The sequence below is a fragment of the Corynebacterium sp. HMSC074C05 genome, assembly GCF_001838325.1.
Lineage (GTDB): Bacteria > Actinomycetota > Actinomycetes > Mycobacteriales > Mycobacteriaceae > Corynebacterium > Corynebacterium amycolatum.
Window position 1 is genome coordinate 110,673 of sequence record NZ_KV836277.1, and the last position, 20,423, is coordinate 131,095.

Consider the following 20,423-nt stretch of genomic DNA (forward strand, 5'->3'; position numbering starts at 1 on the left):
CGGCGGGAACGGCGCCAGTAAGAGTTACTGACTAGGTTTATAACGGGTGAATGGAATTAACTGTTCGGTTTTTGTCATAAACCTAGTCAGTTTCTCTACGCGGTGTTTTAGGTAGACCCCCACTACAACAGCACGCTGCCGAAAGCGAAACCAAACGCGACGGCCAGGGCAATACATAAGGTGCCCGGGATGATAAACGAGTGGTTAAACACGTATTTGCCAATTCGGGTGGTGCCGGTGTCGTCCATCTCCACCGCGGCAAGGAGCGTCGGGTAAGTAGGCAGCACGAATAGCGCGGAAGTCGCTGCGAAGGAAGCAACGGCTGTGATGGGAGAAACTCCCACCGCGAGCGCAGCGGGCATGATGGCCTTTGCAGTGGCCGCCTGCGAGTAGAGCAAAGCGGCCGCGAAGAAGAGCACGATTGCCAGCATCCACGGCATCGTGGTCAGTAGGCTGCCGGACGCGGTCTTAATGTCGTCGATGTAGTGGTTGATAATTGTGGTTCCCAGCCACGCCACACCGAGAACGCAGACGCTGGCGGACATGCCCGATTTAAACACTGGGGTGTTCAAAATCGTTGCCGCGTCCAGCTTGCAGGCAAGCACGATAACGGTAGCGGCGGTCAACATGATTGACATGATCGCCTCGTTTCGTGGAAGCGTGGGGTCAGTGATGAGACCGACCTGCCCAGTGCTGATGGTCGCGTAGACCATCACTGCGAGAATCGAGAGAAGGAAAATCGCCACCGAACACTTGGCCGACTTGGTTGGTGTGTATTCGCTCATCTGGCCACGTGGCTTAGAGACCAACCCCTTTTCCAAGCGGCTTTGATACTCCGGATCGTCGTCAAGCTCTTTGCCTAGGTGATTCGTGACAAAGGCGGTCGGAAGGATGGCGAGGAACGTCGAAGGAATGAGAATCGCCAGGAGTGTGAGATAACCAACGCCGCGGGGTTCCATGAGCGAAGCCATGAGCACTACAGCCGCTGAAATGGGTGATGCCGTAATCGCCAACTGAGATGCGATGACCGCCACGGACAGCGGGCGGGACGGGCGAACGCCTCCTTCCTTGGATACTTCGGCGATAACTGGGAGGGTGGAAAATGCGGTGTGGCCGGTGCCGGCGAGTAGGGTCATCAGGTAGGTGACAACCGGGGCCCAGTAGGTGATGTGTCGCGGGTTTTTGCGCAACAACCGTTCGGCAATGTGGACGAGATAGTCCATGCCTCCGGCCCTCTGCATAGCGGCAATTGCCGCGATTACCGACATAATGATGCCGATGACATCGAAGGGGATGTCATCTTTGGTGACCGGGACTCCGGTGATGCCGAGCGCCAAAACGCCCAGCCCACCGGCGAATCCGATAGCAATTGAACCTAGTCGAGCTCCAAGGAGGATCGCTGCTAGAACGATAAAGATTTGGACGGCAACTAACATGTGTATCTGCGAAAAGTCACTCGTTAGGCTTGTTGCCGCTTAGGACAAATCGTCGAGGCGAGACTCCCCTGCCACGTAGCGCTTACCTCGATATTCCGGGTGCATGAGGTTCTCGGTGCTCAGGACGTGGTTGAGCTCCTTCTCGTCCATCAGCCCGCGTTCAAGGACAATGTCGCGGACGGAGCGGCCGGTGCGAGCGGCTTCCTTGCCGACCATATCGCCCTCGTGATGGCCAATGACCGGATTCAGGTAGGTCACGATACCGATGGAGTTTTCCACATAGCCGCGGCACACTTCCGGGTTAGCGGTGATGCCGGTAATGCATTTGTCGCGCAAAGTGTCGGTGGCGCTGCGCAGTAGTTCAATCGACTCGAAGAGACATGCGCCGATGACAGGCTCCATCACGTTTAGCTGCAACTGACCGGCCTCGGCTGCCCAGGTGAGGGTCACGTCGTTGCCGAAGACCTTGAAGCAGGCCTGGTTCGCGACCTCCGGAATTACCGGGTTGACCTTTGCCGGCATAATCGAGGAGCCAGCGGCGCGCTCCGGCAGGTTGATTTCATTCAGTCCGGCTCGTGGACCCGATGCCAGGAGGCGCAGGTCGTTGCACATCTTGGAAATCTTCATGGCTGCGCGCTTCAGGCATGCATGCACGCTGACGTAGGCGCCGGTATCGCTGGTGGCTTCAATTAGGTCCTTCGCAGAGGTCACCTTGAAGCCACTGACCTCACGCAGCGCTTGGGTCACGGCCTCGCGGTAGCCCGCCGGCGCATTCACACCGGTACCGATAGCGGTTGCTCCCAGGTTGATTTGCAGCAGGCGTGCCGACGCAGTTGCGATGGACTCCTGCTCTTCCTCAAGGTTGTGGGCAAATGCGTGGAAAACCTGTCCCAGGGTCATGGGAACGGCGTCCTGCAGCTGCGTGCGGCCCATTGTGATGATGTCGTTGAATTCATCACCCTTAGCATGTAGGGCCTCAACCAGGGAATCGAAGTGCTTCTGCAGGCTCAGCAGCGACATGTGGATAGCAAGACGGAAACCCGTTGGGTAGGCGTCGTTGGTTGACTGGCACTGGTTGACATCATCGTTGGGGTGAATGACGTCGTATCGGCCCTTTTCCAGACCGAGCAGTTCCAGAGCGAGGTTAGCGATGACCTCGTTGGTGTTCATGTTGAGACTGGTGCCAGCTCCACCCTGGAAGACATCGATTGGAAACTGATCCATGCAGCGTCCCTTTTCCAGGATTTCATCACATGCGGCGACGATGATGTCTGCAACATCGCTGGGCAGCGTGTGGACGCGCTGGTTGGCAATGGCCGTGGCCTTCTTCACCATCACCATGCCACGAATGAATTCGGGCACATCGTTGATGGTCTTGCCTGAGATTTGGTAGTTGTCGATTGCGCGCAGGGTGTGGATGCCGTAGTAAGCCTCTGCCGGAACCTCCATCGACCCAAGCAAGTCGACCTCAGTACGCGTTGCGGACATATGGACATAATCCCTTCTCGTAGGCGCAGTCTTATGAACCACAATTCGTGTGAACCACAATTCGTGGTGCTGCTTGGTTACACCGTCAAAACTACAGCGCTGGCGCAGCTGCCGCTTTTCCGGCATAAGGGGACTATGTCAGTACGGCTAACGCCGTGCGCACGCTTAGTGCTAAGCCTACTACCTACGTCGACGTAGGTGGATGTGAAAATGCAGTGGACAGCTCCCGGCGTGAGATGGTGCCCCCCGCTCGAGGTGGCGTCCCCGCTCGAGATGGTCGGTCTTCTCCCCCACCGCACCCCTCGAGCAGGTCAAGCTTCTACTAGATACGCGCGATGCGGATATTCGAGGCCAAGATTGCCTCGGCGCCAATCTTCGCCAGGGCATCCATGAGCGGGTTGGCCTCTGCCTTCGGGACTAGCGCGCGAACTGCTACCCAATCCTCGTTAGCCAGCGGCGACACGGTCGGGCCAGACAGACCCGGGGTGAGCTTGGATGCCTCTTCCAGCGCAGACGCACGGATGTTGTAGTCAATCATCAAGTACGTCTTGGCATGCAGAATACCGGTCATACGACGCAGGAACACCTGCTGCTCCTCGGTGACCTCCACACCCTTGCGTCCGACAACAACTGCCTCAGAGCTGACCAAAACATCGCCGAATGGCTTCAACCCCTGCTTACGCAGCGTGCGGCCGGTGGAGACAACGTCGGCGATAACGTCGGCAACTCCCAAGCGGATGGAAATCTCCACTGCACCATCAAGGCGAATGACGGTGGCGTTAATGCCGCGAGCCTTCAGGTCTTCGCGCACCAGATTCGGGTACGAGGTGGCAATGCGCTTGCCCTCCAGAGCTTCTATGGTCCACTCCTCATCGGCTGGGGCGGCGTAGCGGAAAGTCGAGGTGCCGAAGCCCAGATTCAGAACTTCATCGACCGGAGCCAGCGAGTCAGCGGCCAGGTCGCGGCCGGTGATGCCCAAATCCAGATGACCGTTGCCAACGTAGATTGGGATGTCCTTCGGGCGAAGGAAGAAAAACTCAATGTCGTTGGCTTCGTCGTGGATGGTCAGGCTCTTGGAGTCGCCTCGACCCGGGTAACCAGCTTCCTTCAGGATTTCGACTGCCGCCTCGGACAGCGATCCCTTGTTGGGCACGGCAATACGCAGCATGGTGTTGATTTCTCCTACAGGTACTTGTAAACATCCTCGGGGCTCAGCCCGCGACCGACCATGACCACCTGCAGCCAGTACAACAGCTGCGAAATCTCCTCTGCGAGGGCTTCGTCAGATTCGTGCTCAGCTGCAAGCCAGACCTCACCGGCCTCTTCGACAATTTTCTTGCCCTGGAAATGCACACCAGCGTCTAGTGCCTTGACTGTGCCCGATCCCTCGGGACGCGACTGTGCTTTTTCCTTCAGCTCTGCAAACAGGTCATCAAAGTTCTTCACCTGGTCTATTGTTCCATGTCGTCTACTCGCCCGCGAAAGCAGCCCGCAATAAGCCCAAATTCGAGGTATCCAAATTGCCCGAAATGAAGCGCGCCGGGGGTACTAGCGTCTCCACATCAGCTTGCGAAACGCTCACATCCGGCATTGGATTCCACACCACCGTGCATCCTGCAGTGAGTGCAGAGCGCACCCCCGTTGAGGAGTCTTCGATAGCCAGGCAGTCCTCTGGCGCAAATCCGGCGAGCTCTGCGCCACGCAAGTACGGATCCGGTGCCGGCTTGCCGTTGGCCACCTCATCGCTACACACTGTTGCCGCGAAGTGCTGCTCCCCCATGACATCAATGCAGGGTTGCGCCACGTGTCGGCGAGTATTGGTCACCAACACCACCGGAATGTCAGCAGCTCGGGCCTGGTCCAAAATCTCCGGCACACCCGGGCGCCACTCCACCCCATGCTCTAGAACCAATTCTGTGAAGCGGTTTTCGACGAATTGGGAGCCCGAGGAAAACAGCTCGTCGTCAAGCGTGCGTCCCGCATGATCAGCACAAATCGACAGCGTGTCCCAGAGCGTGTTACCGACGCACTGCATGCGCAACTCCGGAGTCAGGCGACGGCCTACGAATTCCGAGAGGTCGTACGTGGCAATCTCCCACAGGGGTTCCGTGTTGATGAGGCTGCCGTCCATGTCCCACAAAATTGCTTTCACACCATGCGACTATGCCAGGCAAACAAGCATTTAGCGATTATGTCAGCAAAGCCGCCGGATTTGGGTTTAGAGTTTTAGAAAGGAAAGTATGTCGCGGTGCTGCATGCAACCACCGCATGAACGTGTCCCCGCGCGAATGAAAGGCATCGACTCGCTATGACAACCACTGAAGATTCACTCGCCCAGGCAATCGACCAGCCCGAGGCGTACTTTATTCCGCTCGGCGCGGTCACCGAAGGCGAGCTCAGCTACGAGCGCTTCATGCCCACCAGCTTCACTTACGGGGCGTGGGGGCCGTTTCAGCACGGTGCGCCACCGTCGGCGCTGCTGACACGCATGTTGGAGCGCAGGCGCCTGGAAAGCGAGGGAATGCGTATTACTCGCATCGCCGTGGATCTGTTGTCGGCTGTACCGTACACGGAGCTCCGCGCGCGGTCATGGGTCTCGCGCCCGGGGCGGCAGATCGCCAAGGTCGAAGCCGAATTGCTTGCCGACGTCAAGGGTGCCTGGCGGCCCGTTGCCACCGCGTCCGCGTGGATGATGGCCACTGCGGATACGCGGGATATTGAGCGTGCATTCGACAAGCAGGTGCCCGGGCCTGAGGAATGCAGCGCCGAGTACATTCCGCTTACCGACGACTGGAGTGGCGGCTACATCGATTCGATTGAAGCCCGCGCAGGTGCGACGGAAGAGCTGGCCGAGACGCAGATTCACTGGGTACGCGCGACATACCCAATCGTGCTCGGGGAGGAGCCGACTGCGGTGGAGCGAGTCATGCAGGTAGCCGATACCGCCAACGGTATCGGCGCCACGCTGAGCCCGCATCAGTGGGCGTTTATGAATACCGACTTAGTGGTTCACCTGCACAGACTCCCCCAGCCTGGCCCGTCGGAGCAGTCGGCGGAATCGGAGTCGCAGCCGGAAGACGGCGGCTGGGTTGGCATCGCCGCCCGCGGTTCCATTGGTCCGGACGGAATCGGCATGACTGCGGGCGAGCTCTACGATGTGCACGGCCCCATTGGTCGCAGCATGCAGACCCTGCTGGTGCGACCGCAGGGATAGCGCGAAGCTACACGTTGAAGTATTTCGCTTCCGGGTGGTAGAGCACGAACGCATCTGTGGACTGCTCAGGGTGCAGCTGGAGCTCTTCAGAGAGTTCCACGCCGATGCGCTCCGGCTGCAGCAGGTCAATCATGCCCTGACGGAAGGTCAGATCCGGGCAGGAACCATAGCCGAAGGAGTAACGAGCGCCACGGTACTTCAGGTCAAAGAAGTCCTGGGTATCGTCGGAGTCTTCCGCGCCAACACTTGTGCCGTCGGAGAACGCGAGCTCGGAGCGAATGCGCTGGTGCCAGTACTCGGCCAGCGCCTCGGTGAGCTGCACACCGATACCGTGAACCTCCAGGTAGTCGCGGTATTCGTTCTTGGCGTAAATATCGTTGGCGAAGTCAGCGATGGGCTGTCCCATGGTCACCAGCTGGAACGGCATGACGTCGGTCTGGCCTGCGGCGATGGCATCTTCGCGCGAGCGAATGAAGTCAGCAATGCACAGGAAGCGACCGCGCTGCTGGCGCGGGAAGGTCCAGGACACCACTGGCTCGGCCGTGGGGTCGGGCTGCTCCCCTTCCGCAGGCAGCGGCAGTACGTGGACGGTATCGCCCTCAGAAACTGCCGGGAAGTAGCCATAGACGACAGCCGCATGCTGGAGAATGTTCTCGGCGCGCAGGCGCTGCAGCCATGCGCGCAGGCGTGGACGACCATCGGATTCGACCAGTTCCTCGTAGCTCGGTCCCTCATCGCCGCGGGTTCCGCGCAGGCCCCACTGCCCCATGAACAGAGCGCGTTCGTCGAGGGTGGTCAGGTAGTCGTCGAGGGGCAGGCCCTTGACGATGCGGGTTCCCCAGAACGGCGGTGTCGCAACGGGGACATCAGCGGCGACATCGGAACGCTCCGGCACCTCGGGGGCTTCAGCAGCAGCCTTGGCGGCGCGTTGCGCGGCGATGCGCTTGGAGCGCTCACGGCGGGCGCGGCGAGCTTCCTTCTTCTCGCGGGCGGCGATGGCCTCAGGCGAATTCTCGTCTGGGCCGAGGCCCTTCTTAGCTGCCATCAGCTCATCCATGATGCGCAGTCCTTCGAAGGCATCCCTGCCGTAGTAGACATCACCGTGGTAGAGCTCGGACAGGTCGTCTTCCACGTAGCTACGCGTCAGCGCGGCGCCGCCGAGCAGCACTGGGAAGCGGGCGGCATCACCGGCGGAGTTAATCTCCAGTAGGTTGTCCTTCATCACCACAGTGGACTTCACCAGCAGGCCGGACATACCGATGGCATCGACATCCAGTTCCTTAGCTGCGGACAAAATCGTAGCAATCGGCTGCTTAATGCCCAGGTTATGCACGGTGTAGCCGTTGTTGGAGAGAATAATCTCCACCAGGTTCTTGCCGATGTCGTGGACATCGCCCTTCACCGTGGCCAGCACAATCGAGCCCTTGGATCCCGTGGCGTCCTCGGCATCCATGAAGCTCTCAAGGTAGCCCACCGCGGCCTTCATTGTCTCGGCCGACTGCAGCACGAATGGCAGCTGCATCTGACCGGAACCGAAGAGGTCACCAACAGTCTGCATGCCGCGCAGCAGGTCCTCGTTGACGATCGCTAGGGGTTCCTTTTCCTTCATGCCCTCATCGAGGTCAGCTTCGATACCGGTGCGCTCGCCGTCGATGATGCGCTGCGCCAGGCGGTCGAACAGCGGCATGGCGGCGAGCTTCTCGGCCCGGGCGTCCTTAGCGTCAGCGGCGGAGACTCCTTCGAAGAGCTCCATGAAGACCTGCAGTGGGTCGTACTCCCCGTCAGGATGTCCCGCTTCACGACGGCGGTCGTAGACCATATCGAGAGCGACTTCGCGCTGTTTGTCGTCGATCTTGTTCATCGGCAAGATCTTGGAGCTGTGGGCAATGGCGGAGTCCAAGCCGGCCTCGATGCACTCGTTGAGGAACACCGAGTTGAGTACCTGGCGAGCCGCCGGGTTCAGACCGAAGGAGATGTTGGACAGGCCGAGCGTGGTGTGCACGTTCGGGTGGCGACGCTTAAGTTCGCGGATGGCTTCGATGGTTTCGATGCCGTCGCGGCGAGTTTCCTCCTGCCCAGTGGAAATCGGGAAAGTCAGACAGTCGACAATAATGTCCTGCTCGCGCAGTCCCCAAGTGCCGGTGATGTCGGCGATGAGGCGCTCGGCAATCGCAACCTTCTTATCCTTCGTACGTGCCTGACCGTCTTCGTCGATAGTCAAAGCGACCACGGCAGCACCGTGCTCAACAACCTGGCGCATAATACGCTGGTAGCGCGACTCAGGGCCATCGCCGTCTTCAAAGTTCACAGAGTTGACCGCACAGCGACCACCGAGGTGCTCCAGGCCCGTCTTAAGAACTTCCGGTTCCGTGGAGTCCAGCATGACCGGCAACGTCACCGAGGTGGCGATTTGAGATGCCAGGGTTGCCATGTCATCGCGACCGTCGCGCCCCACGTAGTCGACACACAGGTCAATCATGTGTGCGCCATCAGTGACCTGACCTCGGGCGGTGTTAAGGCACTTCTCCCAATCACCGGCCAGCATGGCCTCGCGGAAAGCCTTAGAACCGTTGGCGTTGGTGCGCTCACCAATCATGGTGATGCCGGTCGTCTGCGTCAGCGGGGTTGCCGAGTACAGAGAAGCGACCTCATCGATGGGCTTCGCATCCGGGTCCGTCGAGGGGCGCGCTGCCTTAACGGCTGGGCCCTGCTCAGCGTAGGCGCCAGCACCGGTAATAGCATCGCGAACAGCGGAAACATGCTCCGGTGTAGTACCACAACAGCCACCGACCATCGCCAGGCCAAACTCTTCAACAAATCCGCGCAGCGCAGTGGCCAGCTCTGGGGCGGTCAGCGGGTAGGTCGCACCGTTCTTGCCCAGCACTGGTAGACCCGCATTCGGCATCACCGATACCGGGATGGAGGCGAAGTTGGACAGGTAGCGCAGGTGCTCGCTCATCTCGTCCGGACCCGTTGCACAGTTCAGACCAATCATGTCGATACCCAGCGGCTGTAGCGCTGCCAGGGCTGCACCAATCTCCGAGCCCATCAGCATGGTGCCTGTGGTCTCGACAGTCACGTGGACGACGATTGGAATCTTCTTCTCAGTTTGATGCATGGCGGCCTTGACACCGTTGACGGCCGCCTTTACCTGCAGCAAGTCCTGACAGGTTTCAATCAAAAACGCGTCCGCGCCACCGGAAATCATGCCGAGTCCGGCCTCCGTGTAAGCGTCGCGAAGCTGAGCGTACGGAGCGTGCCCCAAAGACGGCAGCTTCGTGCCCGGGCCCAGCGAACCGAGGACAAAGCGTCGCATGTCCTCGCGCCCCGGCCCCATTTCGTCAGCGACCTTCCGGGCGATTGCGGTGCCCTTGTGCGCTAGTTCCTGGATACGGTCTTCGATGTCGTAATCCGCGAGGTTCGGGAAGTTACAGCCGAAGGTATTGGTTTCGACCAGGTCGGCGCCGGCCTCGAAATAGCGTCGATGAATCGTCTCGATAATGTCGGGACGAGTGTCATTGAGAATCTCATTACAGCCCTCGTAGCCGAGGAAGTCCGCGTCAACGTCGAGGTCAAAAGACTGCAGCTGGGTACCCATGGCGCCGTCGCCAATGAGTACACGGCTGTGCAGTGCGGTGAGGAACTCGGAAGAGTGGCGATCAGTCATAAGTAGACACCTTAGTCTACTTTCAGAACCGCGCCGATAATCGGGCTGGTTATTCCATCTCGAAGTAGCTTTCCGCCTTCACCGAAGGCAGGTCCAAGCCGACAGCCTTCGTTGCGGAATTGATAATGGCGAGAATCTCGTCGAGCTCCTCGTCAAAAATCGAGCCGCCGTGCTCATGCTCAATCGCAGCCACGCGCTGTAGGCAGTTCTCTACCGCCTGCGTCGCGGCTTCTTCTCGCTTATCGACGGCCAGCTCCGCCGCCTGATCAATACCAGCGGCGGCCTCACGGAGAACTTCCCCGACCTGGTCGGCTACCGCTTCGTCAAAAAGTGGCTCCCAGAACTCGCGTTCCTCGGGCTGCAGGTAGCTGCCGGTGGCAAACATGCGCAAATCGGCAACTAGTTTATCGATGTTCTCTTTCGTTACTTCGACTGCAGACATGTCTGAGTTGCTCATGATCAAAGTTTAACGCCAAGCAGCGCGTCCAGCGCGGTGGCAACGAACTCTCCGGCACCCGCTGCGCCAGTTACTGTGCCAGCTTCTGCGGCCTCTTCTGCTCCGCCAGCTTCTGCTTTGTTGCCGGTAGCCGAGGACCACTCCGCAGCCCAGGCATCGATAGCGTCCAGCGCAGCCGGCGTATCCAAGTCATTGGCCAGGCTTGCGCGCACATCGGCAACCAGTGCCGCTGCCGCGCTCACCGCCTTCTCATCGGTGGCAGTCTTAGTAGCTGCGCAAGCCGCACGCCAGGTTTCGAGACGTGCCTTGGCCGCCTCCAGCACCTCGTCCGACCAATCGCGATCAGAGCGGTAATGGCTGGCGAACACGCCAATACGAATCGCACTCGGATCCACGCCGGCGGCCACCAGCTTGGAGACAAACACCAGGTTGCCCAGCGACTTGGACATCTTGACACCATCCAGCGCAATCATGCCAGCGTGAACATAGTGGCGGGCCATACGTGCACAACCAGTAGCGGCCTCAGCGTGAGCCGCCGAGAACTCATGGTGTGGGAAAGCCAGGTCCGAGCCACCGCCCTGAATGTCGAAGCTCTTACCCAAGCGGTTGGTAGCAATCGCCGAGCACTCAATGTGCCAACCCGGCCGGCCCGCACCAAAGGGGGCCTCCCAGCTTGGCTCCCCGGGCCGAGCGGCACGCCACACCAGCGCGTCCAGCGGGTCCTCCTTGCCCGGGCGATCCGGGTCGCCACCGCGCTCCGCAAAGAACTCCGCCATCTGCTCTGCCGAGTAATTGGACTCGTAACCGAAGTTCTCGGTGGCACTCTTGCGGAAGTACACATCCGGGTACTCGTCATTGGTGAGCTGATAGGCCGAGCCAGTTTCCAGCAGCTTCTCGACCATTTCCACGACCTCGCCGACGGATTCAATGGCACCGATGTAGTCGCGTGGCGGAATCACCGACAGGTTTTCCATATCCGAGCGGAACAAATCAATCTGCGAGGTGCCCAGCTCGCGCCAGTCCACCCCATCGCGCTCCGCACGCTCGAACAACGGGTCATCGACATCGGTGATGTTCTGCACGTAATGCACCGAGTGCCCATTGTCCAGCAGCTGACGGTAAATCAGATCAAAGGTGAGGTACGTTGCCGCGTGCCCCAGGTGTGTGGCGTCATAGGGCGTGATGCCACACACGTACATAGTCGCCTCTGGCCCCGCTTCCACCTGGGAGACCTTCTGATCCGCGGTGTCGTAGAGGCGTAGGGGTACCGATGTTGAGCTTTCGTCGTCAAGCGAATGCGCCGTACCTGCATTGCTGGCGCGGTTGAACACATCGAAGCGCGCATCGCCGAGACTGGGAACCTGTGGTTGGGGCCACGAATGCATGAAATACTCACTACCTCACTAAACAGCGTTGATCGTGCCGAAGCCGAGCAACACCATAACAATCAAACCGACCGGGATGCGGTACGCGGCGAACCAAGCGAAGGAGTGGTTCGACACAAACTTCAGCAGCCATGCGATAGACGCATAACCGACGACGAAGGCAATCAGCGTACCGATGGCCAATTGCGCACCACTAGCGGCCTGTCCCGCCGCAGGGTCAAACGCGTCTGGAAGCGAAAAAATTCCAGCAGCGAAAACAGCGGGGATAGCCAGCAGGAAGGAAAAGCGCGTTGCAACCTCTCGATCCAAGTGCAAGAACAGGCCGGCAGACACCGTACCGCCCGAGCGCGACACCCCCGGAATGAGCGCCAGACACTGCGCGAAACCCATGACGATGGCATCTCGCATGGTCAGCTCTTCATAGTTGCGCTCACGACGGCCGAACTTCTCTGCGGCGATAAAGACAAAGGAGAAAAGCACCAACACAGCGGCTGTAATCCAGAGATTGCGCAGGTTGTCGCGGATGAGATCCTTCCCCAGCACGCCGATGATGGCAATCGGCAGGGTACCGACAATCACCATCCAGCCCATGCGGTAGTTGAAACCGCGTGCTTCCTTATTGAACAGGCCGGCAAACCAGCCAGTGAGAATCTGCCAGATGTCCTTGGCGAAGAACACCAGCACAGCCAATTCGGTGCCGAGCTGTACTACAGCGGTGAAGGATGCGCCGGCGTCCTGGCCCCACAGCAGCTCAGAGACAATCCGCAGGTGCCCCGAGGAACTCACCGGGAGAAATTCCGTCAGACCTTGCACTACGGACAGAATGATCGTCTGCGCCCAGGTCATACCGGTGCCGGCGGTATCGGCAGCAGTATCCGCTGAGGCGCTTAGTGTCGTCATGATAGTCACGGGTGTATAGGCTACTCGTCCGATTTGTGTTGTGGCTATAGCGAGGTTTCGGCGCGGCCGTAGCGAGACCTCTCCGGCGGAAGTTTTCCCGCGAGCGCACACAGGTGTCCTAAAGTAAAAATCGTGCAACAACGAATTCTGGGCAACAGCGGTTTACGCGTCTCCGCCTTGGGGCTGGGTACGGCCACCTGGGGTGCGGGTACCAGGCAAGACGAGGCCGGACGCATCCTGACGGACTTCCTCGACGCCGGAGGCAACCTTGTCGATGCTTCCCCACTCCACGGCGGCGACACTGTTGCCGACATGCTGGGTGCAGTCATCGCAAAGTGCGGCGTTGCCGACGAATTGGTGCTTTCGGTCACATCTGGCATTCACCCCGAGCGGCCCGTCGGCAGGCGCGTGGACTGCTCGCGTAAGACACTGCAAAAGGACCTCGACGATACGCTCGGACGCCTCGGCGTCGAACACATTGATCTGTGGTCGCCCGGCTACTGGGATGGGCTGACCCCGCCGGAAGAGGTCGCCGACACCCTGGAATGGGCTGTACGCACGGGGAAAGTACGTTACGCCGGACTGCGTGGATACAGCGGATGGCAAGCAGCGGTGACGCATGCCGCCGCGAATCGAATCGCTCCGGTGTTTGCACAGCATGAGTACTCGCTGCTCCAGCGAAGCCCTGAGGCTGAGCTGCTGCCCGCCTGTGAGCATTTGGGTCTCGGCTTTATCGGTGGCGCCCCACTGGCCCAAGGTGTGTTGACCGCCAAATACCAGCACATCATTCCGGAGGACTCCCGCGCTGCTTCCGAACACGCGGACGCAGAGGTACAGGACTACCTCGACACACGCGGCGTCACGGTCGCAGGTGCGCTGACCACCGCAGCCAAGGGGCTCGGCGTCAGTGCTGCCGTCGCAGCGATTTCCTGGGCGCGCGATCGGCCGGGCGTCACCTCGATCCTCGTTGGCGCTCGAGACCGCGCTCAGCTACGCGAAAACCTCACCGCCGAACAACTCACGCTGCCACCGCAGATTTGCAACGCGCTTGACGACGTCACGCTGTAATCAGTAACCGCATTCTTATAAAGGCTTATAAAGCGCAACGAATGCGAGAACTTCCCACGGCTGGAGGCGTCCACAAAGTAATCCGGCCGGGGTGGTAGTTTCTATAGCGTGAGTGAAAACAGTCGTCGACGTGTCATAACCTCCCTTCTAGCGGGGCTTTCCGCTAGCGCAGTGGTCCTGGCAGGGTGCTCCTCCGATGTGGAAGGAGACATCGATGCCGGAATGGGCAACGCCACGCCAGTGCCGGCCGCTTCACCCGCTGCTCCCGATACTGCTATCGGGAAAGCCAAGAAGATTGATGAGGGCATCACTGATGCAGTGCTGGTCGGCGATCGAGTTGTCCTGAAGGCCGGGGACAAGATCTTTGCCGGTCCGCTGAATAACCCAATCGAGCGTTCGACGAAGCTGGACGCCAAGTGCGGCGAACTCGCGCCGGGCGGCCCCACTGCTCTGCTGCCGTGTGAAGATGGCATCCATGTCATTACTGACCAGGCCACGGAAGCGGCCGTCGTTGGTCGTGGTACCAACTACTCCGCCGCAGTTGGCCTGGAAGGCGGCCGCATCATCGGTGCCCATGCGGATAGCAATGTCATCGATGTATTCGGCGCTGACGGCGAGTTGGCCAGTGACTTTAAGGCCGCGAACAACGGCTCGCAGCTTGTTGAGATTCCGGATGCGGACAGTGACGCTGACGTCAAGCTTTTAGAAGTTAACCGTCCAGAGACCTCGGTGCATGAGCTCAAACTCGATGAATCCCGCGCTGGTTCTGCGCTGCGTGCGGGCATTGGCGTCGGCAAGGTAGCTTCCGGTGACCATGTCATCGCTGCCGCAGACACCAAGGGCAACCAGCTACTGATTTACACGGCAACCGACATCATCCGACTTCACCAAGCAGCTCCGGCTCCGGAGGCGCCGTGGGCGGTAGCGGTCGACGAATCGCGCGGAATTGTCTGGGTGACTTCGACGAAGGTGAACAAGCTGACTGGCTACGACATCAGCTCGGGTACCCCAGTCAAGGTCGCGGACATCAACACGGTTGCAGACCCACAGTCGGTTGTCGCCACCGAGGATGGCCAAATTGGCGTCTTCTCGGCTACCGGTGACGGAGCTCAGATTTTTGACTCCGCGGACGTCGATAAGGCAATTGCTGATTTCAAGCAGGATGCAGAGAAAATTCGTGAGGAGATGTCGGTTCGGGAGCCAGCCGATAAACTACCGACCGGTGCAGGTGACACCAAGGGAGCAGATGACTCCGAGGGAGAGACTAAGTAGATGCCTTCGAAACTTCGCGCCAAGTCCTATCAACTCGCGCTAAAGGCAATGTTCCGGGTTCCGCCGGAGCAGATTCACGAGGCCATCTCGAAGACCCTGAAGGGGCTGCAGAAGTCGGAGAGTCTTCAGCGGGCGGTGAGCAAGCTACTCGTTGTTGACGATGCTGTGCTGCGTCAAACCGTGTTCGGTGTGGACTTCCCGCGTCCGCTGGGGCTCGCCGCGGGCTTCGACAAGGCTGCTATTGCCCCGGATTGCTGGGGACCAATTGGTTTTGGCTACGCGGAACTGGGAACCGTGACTGCCAAGCCGCAGCCGGGCAACGATCGCCCGCGTCTGTTCCGCCTGAAGGAAGACCGCGCCATCTTGAACCGCATGGGTTTCAACAACCCCGGTGCCGCCACTGTAGCGGAGAACCTGCGGGCGCGTCGCAGCGACGACGTCATCGGTATCAACATTGGCAAGACCAAGGTAACTCCGCTCGAAGAGGCCGTCGATGACTATCGAGAATCGGCCAGCCAGCTCGGAGGCTTGGCGGACTATGTGGTTGTCAATGTCTCCTCACCGAACACGCCGGGTCTGCGCGACCTTCAGGCGGTAGAGTCCCTGCGGCCGATTCTGGCAGCGGTGACTGAGGAGACCGACTCGCCGGTGCTGGTCAAGATTGCTCCTGACCTCTCCGACGAGGATGTCATTGCAGTTGCTGACCTGGCTGTTGATCTGGGGCTGGCGGGCATTGTGGCAACCAACACCACCATTTCTCGCGAGGGCCTGCGTACGCCCGCGGATGAAGTCGCGGAGATGGGTGCCGGTGGAGTCTCGGGTGCACCTGTGGCAGCTCGGTCACTAGAGGTACTGAAGCTGCTGCACGAGCGCGCCGGAGACAAACTTGTTCTGATCAGCGTCGGCGGCATCGAGACTGCTGAGCAGGCATGGGAGCGGATTGCCAACGGCGCTTCCCTGCTGCAGGGCTACACACCGTTAATCTATGGCGGTCCAGACTGGATTCGTGACATTCACCAAGGGTTAGCTCGCCAGATTCGAGCTCAGGGCTTCTACTCCATTTCGGAGGCTGTCGGCTGTGGTCTGCCGTGGCGTGGTTAACTGCTGAGAGCCGATGAGGCCTTTTTAATCCAATAAACACGCGACCCCGGGTCCCGCTGCCATGAAGGCGCTGGCCCCGGGGTTTTCTGTATGAGTAGCGTGCCCGGTCGGTTGAGTTGCCCGTGTGGGCGTCGTACCCTTACTCCCCGACGTTCTCCCACCACGGCGTGATGATGGCACGCGCAATCGAGTGAAAATACAGGTTGAAGCCAAGCACTGTCGGCGTCGCGTCTTCCGGAACATCAAGCTTCTCGACGTCGACCGCGTGCACCGCGTACATGTAACGGTGTGGGGCATGCTGCGCCGGTGGGTTAGCTCCGTAGTGACCACGCATGCCAGAGTCACCGACAAGCTGGATAGCACCGTCTGGCAGCTTAGAGCTGTCTTCGGAGCCAGCTCCCTGTGGTAGACCCTTTTCGGTCGCTGGAATGTTGAACACAGCCCAGTGCCAGAAGCCCGAAGCGGTCGGGGCGTCCGGATCGAAGCAGGTCACGGCAATGGACTTCGTGCCCTCCGGCAGATTGGCCCAATCCAACTGCGGGGAAACATTCGACGGAGCGCGGAATTCATCCGCAATCTTCTCGCCGTCCTTGATATCTGGCGAGGACAGCTCGAAGGTTGGCAAATCCTTCAGCGGTGCGTACGGATCCGGGCCCGGGAAAACCGGAGCATGTGCAGTGTTATTTGTAGCATTGTTTGCGGTGTCGTTGGAATTCGTAGTCATAACTACCAGTGTGCCTACTTTATGAGCGCGCTGCAGGGACTTCGCCAGACTGCCTATCCTCAGTGCCGGATTCTCAGCGTGAATCCAATGCGGATGCGGGGCTAACAACGGAGATGTAATTACACCCAGGTTTGGCACCTTAATACCCTGATGACCTGCCAATTTGTGTTTCATTATGTAGTCGGGATACAGTATCACAGGTCGGCACGGAAGTGCTTCCTACCCGGTCCGGGTGGCGGAATGGCAGACGCGCTAGCTTGAGGTGCTAGTGCCCTATTAACGGGCGTGGGGGTTCAAGTCCCCCTCCGGACACAAGATAAATCCCGAGAAACTGCAGTAAATGCAGCTCTCGGGATTTTTGTGTTTTCTGGGGGGACCTCTATGGTACTGCCCTATTGCAGCGCCGAGGTCAAGCGGAAAACAGAGTCCAGGTAGCGCTGGCGAAGGGGGCGGTCATTCCATTCCTCCTGGGTGAGCAGGAGGGATTTGTCGCGGTACTCGTCGGCAAGCGTGATCAGTTTGTCCACGATGGAACCGGCGGCGGAAAGAAGCGTGATCTCGTAATTGAGGCCGAAGGAGCGCATATCTAGATTGGACGAGCCGAACATGGCCATGCGGTCGTCGATAACCATGAACTTGGAGTGCAGGACGGCAGGCGCCGGATAGCGGTAAATCTTCACGCCAGCGGTTAGCAGTGCCTGGTAGTAGGACTGCTGCGCGTGGCCGACCATGAACTGATCGGACTCTTCGTTAACGTAGAGCTGAACGTCGATACCTCCATATGCGGCGGAGGTCAGCGCCATGAGCATGGACTCGTCCGGGACGAAGTACGGGCTGACGGCGATAATCCGCTCGTGCGCCTGGTAGATCATGTTATTGAACACGCGCAGGTTCGGCTCCGTGCTGAAGCCCGGACCCGACGGCAGCACCTGGACCACGTTGTAGTTGTCGTTGACCTCAGTGGTGTGGAGTGAATAGTTCCTGGTGGCATCTGGGGTCTTGTATAGCTCGCTGGTCCAATCAACCGCAAAAATTGCGTCGAAGGCCAGCGCAATATCGCCCTCGAGCTCAATCCATGTGTCCACCCAGCGGCGGCCGATCTTATGGTTCTTCTTCTTCTGATATTCGGGCTCAATCAAATTCTGCGAGCCCATGAATACAATGTCGCCATCAATCACTACGAGCTTGCGGTGATTACGCAGATCCAGGCGGCGCCAGGTGAGCTTCAGTAAGCTCACGGGCAGCATTGGGTGCCAGGAAATTTTGGACTGGTTCAGGCGTTTTTTCAGCTTGTAGTAGCCGGGGTATTTCCACGAACCAATTGGATCGACCAGTACCTTGACCTCTAGTCCCCTGTCGTGCGCGCGTTCGAGAGCCTGTATGAAAGGCTCGGTGCTGGAATCCAGTGCAAAGATGTAGGACTGCACGTGGATAGATTTCTGAGCCGCATCGATGGTCTCAATCATGCGGTCAATGGAGGTATCGAATTCGGTGAAAAGTCCCTTTTCCGCGCTGGCAATTGCCGGCATTCCCGTGAGCTGACGCGAGAGCTTGAATACGTTGACAACGTCATCTTCTATCTTGGCATCGTCCGGTACGTCGGGCAGATGCTCGGTACGTTCCGCAATGAGTTCCTGTGCCAGTGCCTGTACCTCGTGCCGGCGGCCCGTGATCTGCTGCGAGCCCAGGAAGAGGAACAGAGGTAGGCCGATAAATGGAATCAGCAGAATCAGTAGCAGCCACGCTGTCGAAGCCGATGGGCTTCGGTTTTCCGGCACCCATCCAATCGCGATGAACTTAATCGTGTAGTCGAGCGCGAAGAATAGTACTTGCCACCACGTTAAGTCCTCCACCAGCCATGGGAAGGCGCTCATCAACCAATCCATGCAGATGATATTACTGAAGGAATTTTCAGTATCTTTGGTCGCTATCCCTTAGAAGCGCTCTCCCCTCTTTTGCGACAGCTTATTGTGACATCTGAAATTGAATACTGATATCAATACGTAGTAATGTTCACCTTATTGAACATACTAAGTGTTTGGCATGTCGACTTCGAAAGGACTTACCCCTCCAAATGACTGAGAAGGCTCCTACGAGCACCGAGCTCGACGTTGCCACTAACGTACTGAAGTTGATGGCGGACAAGACGCGTCTCTCCATCCTGTCACTCCTTCGTGACGGGGAGATGACCGTCACCGCCATCGCTAGTGCGCTCGATCGCCCCATCCCCGCGATTTCTCAACACCTGGCGAAGTTGCGCATGGCCAATATGGTGCAGACCCGCAAGGAGGGCACGTCTAGCTTCTATTCGCAGCCCGACGAGCACCTCACCAACCTGGTGATCAACGCTCTCCACTTCGCCGAACACACGCTCTACAGCGATCCGCCCCATCACCGCGGTCAGTAGGCGCACACGGATACGCTCGCTTTACGACGAAAACCCCGCGACCCAACCGGACAGACTCCGATAGGTGATCGCAGGGTTGCTTTTCTTTGGCGCTGCTAGTTTCCCACCCGTGCGGCTAGGAATTGGTCTCGCTGGTGGGAGCTACGTTGTTCAGTACCTAATCGTCGAGCCCGGCGTTCGGTGCCCTTCCTTTGTCGAATGCCTCCATAATGCGCTGGGCAGCGAGCGTCGGTGTGAGCTGCCCCGAGCGGAGTTGTTTTTCCACCAGGGAGCTCTCTATCTGCACAGCCTCGTTGGTGTTGAGTCGCTGCAAGAGCGTTTCGTGCACCATGGACCACATCCACTTAATCTGCTGGTTAGCGCGGTTTTCATCGAAGAGATGATTCTCGTGCATAGCCTCGACATGGTCTTCGATGGCTTGCCAGAACTTGTCGATGCCCTCGTCCTCTAATGCCGACATAGTCAGCACCGGTGGAGTCCAGACTTGATCTGAGGAACGCACCATCTTCATGGCGGTCATCAGGTCACGCGCAGCGCGCTTTGCCGGGCGCAGGTTCTTACCATCCGCCTTGTTGATGGAAATCACGTCGGCCATCTCCAGCACACCCTTCTTGATGCCCTGGAGTTGGTCACCAGCGCCGGCGAGTGCCAGAAACGCAAACGTATCCACCATCTGTGCCACCGCGACCTCGGACTGGCCGACGCCGACAGTCTCGACGATGACAATGTCGTAGCCTGCGGCCTCGAGCACCACCATGGCCTCACGCGTTGCCTTGGCGACACCACCGAGCGTGCCCGCAGAAGGCGACGGACGGATGAAGGCCTCATCCGCGGCCGAGAGCCGGGACATACGGGTCTTATCGCCCAGAATCGAACCACCGGACTTCGTCGACGACGGGTCGATGGCCAGCACTGCAACGCGGTGGCCCTCCTCAATCAGCTTCAACCCGAGGGTTTCAATCGTGGTTGATTTACCGACGCCGGGGACACCGGTAAGGCCGACACGCATAGCCTTTCCGGAAAATGGCAGCAACTTCACCAGTAGTTCCTGAGCCAGCACCTTATGCGCCGGAGCAGTCGACTCCAACAGAGTGATTGCCCGAGCTAACTTAGTGCGGTTTCCAGCCCGCACGCCCTCAAAGAGGTCGTCAACATCAATCCGTCGTCGCGCACGACGGACAACTTCGGGGGCCACAGCTGTCTTGCCCTCAACGACCGTGCCAGCGGTAGTGACGAGGGTGCCCAGGTTTTCTTCAAGAAACTCGTTCATCGCTACTTCTCAATTCCGACAACGCGCTGAGCTG

17 protein-coding genes and 1 tRNA gene are annotated in these 20,423 nt (G+C 59.1%); 6 read left to right on the forward strand and 12 right to left on the reverse strand.

The window, feature by feature from the left end; all coding sequences use genetic code 11:
- Positions 1-122 precede the first annotated feature (122 nt).
- From HMPREF3042_RS00470 to HMPREF3042_RS00490, 5 genes are all read right to left on the reverse strand, one after another.
- A complete protein-coding gene (locus tag HMPREF3042_RS00470; RefSeq protein WP_070601430.1) occupies positions 123-1,436 on the reverse strand; it encodes an anaerobic C4-dicarboxylate transporter in 1,314 nt (437 codons plus the stop codon).
- A gap of 39 nt (positions 1,437-1,475) precedes the next feature.
- Positions 1,476-2,924 (reverse strand): aspartate ammonia-lyase, encoded by a 1,449-nt coding sequence (gene aspA, locus HMPREF3042_RS00475; RefSeq protein ID WP_049181037.1) that lies wholly within the window; start codon positions 2,922-2,924, stop codon positions 1,476-1,478.
- A 322-nt stretch (positions 2,925-3,246) separates the two neighbouring features.
- Complete coding sequence (gene hisG / locus HMPREF3042_RS00480; RefSeq protein ID WP_070601431.1) at positions 3,247-4,092, reverse strand: ATP phosphoribosyltransferase; 846 nt, start codon at positions 4,090-4,092, stop codon at positions 3,247-3,249.
- Between the two features lie 14 nt (positions 4,093-4,106).
- Positions 4,107-4,370 carry a phosphoribosyl-ATP diphosphatase gene (locus HMPREF3042_RS00485; protein WP_005510825.1) on the reverse strand — a complete coding sequence of 88 codons (264 nt, stop codon included), beginning with the start codon at positions 4,368-4,370 and terminating at the stop codon, positions 4,107-4,109.
- A 22-nt stretch (positions 4,371-4,392) separates the two neighbouring features.
- Positions 4,393-5,076 (reverse strand): HAD family hydrolase, encoded by a 684-nt coding sequence (locus HMPREF3042_RS00490; RefSeq protein ID WP_083308235.1) that lies wholly within the window; start codon positions 5,074-5,076, stop codon positions 4,393-4,395.
- A gap of 156 nt (positions 5,077-5,232) precedes the next feature.
- Between HMPREF3042_RS00490 and HMPREF3042_RS00495 the strand changes: the two genes are divergently transcribed.
- Positions 5,233-6,138 (forward strand): thioesterase family protein, encoded by a 906-nt coding sequence (locus HMPREF3042_RS00495; RefSeq protein WP_070601433.1) that lies wholly within the window; start codon positions 5,233-5,235, stop codon positions 6,136-6,138.
- A gap of 7 nt (positions 6,139-6,145) precedes the next feature.
- On the opposite strand, the gene metH is transcribed toward HMPREF3042_RS00495, so the two are convergent.
- From metH to HMPREF3042_RS00515, 4 genes are read right to left on the reverse strand one after another with little or no spacing between them, the layout of a single operon-like run.
- A complete protein-coding gene (gene metH, locus HMPREF3042_RS00500; protein ID WP_070601434.1) occupies positions 6,146-9,805 on the reverse strand; it encodes a methionine synthase in 3,660 nt (1,219 codons plus the stop codon).
- A 49-nt stretch (positions 9,806-9,854) separates the two neighbouring features.
- On the reverse strand, positions 9,855-10,262 hold the full coding sequence (locus HMPREF3042_RS00505) for a hypothetical protein (RefSeq protein ID WP_070601435.1): 408 nt from the start codon (positions 10,260-10,262) through the stop codon (positions 9,855-9,857).
- Between the two features lie 2 nt (positions 10,263-10,264).
- Positions 10,265-11,647 (reverse strand): cysteine--1-D-myo-inosityl 2-amino-2-deoxy-alpha-D-glucopyranoside ligase, encoded by a 1,383-nt coding sequence (gene mshC / locus HMPREF3042_RS00510; protein ID WP_070601436.1) that lies wholly within the window; start codon positions 11,645-11,647, stop codon positions 10,265-10,267.
- 18 nt (positions 11,648-11,665) lie between these two features.
- Complete coding sequence (locus HMPREF3042_RS00515) at positions 11,666-12,547, reverse strand: undecaprenyl-diphosphate phosphatase (protein WP_040361409.1); 882 nt, start codon at positions 12,545-12,547, stop codon at positions 11,666-11,668.
- A gap of 132 nt (positions 12,548-12,679) precedes the next feature.
- On the opposite strand from HMPREF3042_RS00515, the gene HMPREF3042_RS00520 reads away from it, so the two are divergent.
- From HMPREF3042_RS00520 to HMPREF3042_RS00530, 3 genes are all read left to right on the forward strand, one after another.
- Positions 12,680-13,615: an aldo/keto reductase gene (locus HMPREF3042_RS00520; RefSeq protein WP_070855778.1), complete on the forward strand. Its 936-nt coding sequence runs from the start codon at positions 12,680-12,682 to the stop codon at positions 13,613-13,615.
- A 108-nt stretch (positions 13,616-13,723) separates the two neighbouring features.
- Entirely contained in the window at positions 13,724-14,887 is a 1,164-nt protein-coding gene (locus HMPREF3042_RS00525; protein ID WP_187402663.1) for a hypothetical protein, read from the forward strand.
- Complete coding sequence (locus tag HMPREF3042_RS00530; protein ID WP_070601439.1) at positions 14,888-15,988, forward strand: quinone-dependent dihydroorotate dehydrogenase; 1,101 nt, start codon at positions 14,888-14,890, stop codon at positions 15,986-15,988.
- 139 nt (positions 15,989-16,127) lie between these two features.
- Here the strand turns inward: HMPREF3042_RS00530 and HMPREF3042_RS00535 are convergent, their stop codons facing one another.
- On the reverse strand, positions 16,128-16,712 hold the full coding sequence (locus HMPREF3042_RS00535; RefSeq protein WP_070432139.1) for a YbhB/YbcL family Raf kinase inhibitor-like protein: 585 nt from the start codon (positions 16,710-16,712) through the stop codon (positions 16,128-16,130).
- Positions 16,713-16,938: 226 nt separating this feature from the next.
- Here HMPREF3042_RS00535 and HMPREF3042_RS00540 point away from each other — a divergent pair.
- A tRNA-Leu gene (locus HMPREF3042_RS00540) sits at positions 16,939-17,024 on the forward strand.
- An 80-nt stretch (positions 17,025-17,104) separates the two neighbouring features.
- Here the strand turns inward: HMPREF3042_RS00540 and cls are convergent.
- Positions 17,105-18,598, reverse strand: a complete 1,494-nt coding sequence (gene cls / locus HMPREF3042_RS00545) for a cardiolipin synthase (protein ID WP_083279163.1) — start codon at positions 18,596-18,598, stop codon at positions 17,105-17,107.
- A 188-nt stretch (positions 18,599-18,786) separates the two neighbouring features.
- Here cls and HMPREF3042_RS00550 point away from each other — a divergent pair, with 188 nt between their 5' ends.
- Entirely contained in the window at positions 18,787-19,119 is a 333-nt protein-coding gene (locus HMPREF3042_RS00550; protein ID WP_070628557.1) for an ArsR/SmtB family transcription factor, read from the forward strand.
- A 157-nt stretch (positions 19,120-19,276) separates the two neighbouring features.
- Here the strand turns inward: HMPREF3042_RS00550 and meaB are convergent, their stop codons facing one another.
- Positions 19,277-20,389 carry a methylmalonyl Co-A mutase-associated GTPase MeaB gene (gene meaB / locus HMPREF3042_RS00555; RefSeq protein WP_070560293.1) on the reverse strand — a complete coding sequence of 371 codons (1,113 nt, stop codon included), beginning with the start codon at positions 20,387-20,389 and terminating at the stop codon, positions 19,277-19,279.
- Positions 20,390-20,423: the final 34 nt, after the last annotated feature.

Coding starts and splice junctions, on each gene's coding strand:
- HMPREF3042_RS00470 (WP_070601430.1), bottom strand. CDS start 1,436: ATGTTAGTTGCCGTCCAAATCTTTATCGTTCTAGCAGCGATCCTCCTT.
- aspA (WP_049181037.1), bottom strand. CDS start 2,924: ATGTCCGCAACGCGTACTGAGGTCGACTTGCTTGGGTCGATGGAGGTT.
- hisG (WP_070601431.1), bottom strand. CDS start 4,092: ATGCTGCGTATTGCCGTGCCCAACAAGGGATCGCTGTCCGAGGCGGCA.
- HMPREF3042_RS00495 (WP_070601433.1), top strand. CDS start 5,233: ATGACAACCACTGAAGATTCACTCGCCCAGGCAATCGACCAGCCCGAG.
- metH (WP_070601434.1), bottom strand. CDS start 9,805: ATGACTGATCGCCACTCTTCCGAGTTCCTCACCGCACTGCACAGCCGT.
- HMPREF3042_RS00505 (WP_070601435.1), bottom strand. CDS start 10,262: ATGAGCAACTCAGACATGTCTGCAGTCGAAGTAACGAAAGAGAACATC.
- mshC (WP_070601436.1), bottom strand. CDS start 11,647: ATGCATTCGTGGCCCCAACCACAGGTTCCCAGTCTCGGCGATGCGCGC.
- HMPREF3042_RS00515 (WP_040361409.1), bottom strand. CDS start 12,547: ATGACGACACTAAGCGCCTCAGCGGATACTGCTGCCGATACCGCCGGC.
- HMPREF3042_RS00530 (WP_070601439.1), top strand. CDS start 14,888: ATGCCTTCGAAACTTCGCGCCAAGTCCTATCAACTCGCGCTAAAGGCA.
- HMPREF3042_RS00535 (WP_070432139.1), bottom strand. CDS start 16,712: ATGACTACGAATTCCAACGACACCGCAAACAATGCTACAAATAACACT.
- cls (WP_083279163.1), bottom strand. CDS start 18,598: ATGGATTGGTTGATGAGCGCCTTCCCATGGCTGGTGGAGGACTTAACG.
- HMPREF3042_RS00550 (WP_070628557.1), top strand. CDS start 18,787: ATGACTGAGAAGGCTCCTACGAGCACCGAGCTCGACGTTGCCACTAAC.
- meaB (WP_070560293.1), bottom strand. CDS start 20,389: ATGAACGAGTTTCTTGAAGAAAACCTGGGCACCCTCGTCACTACCGCT.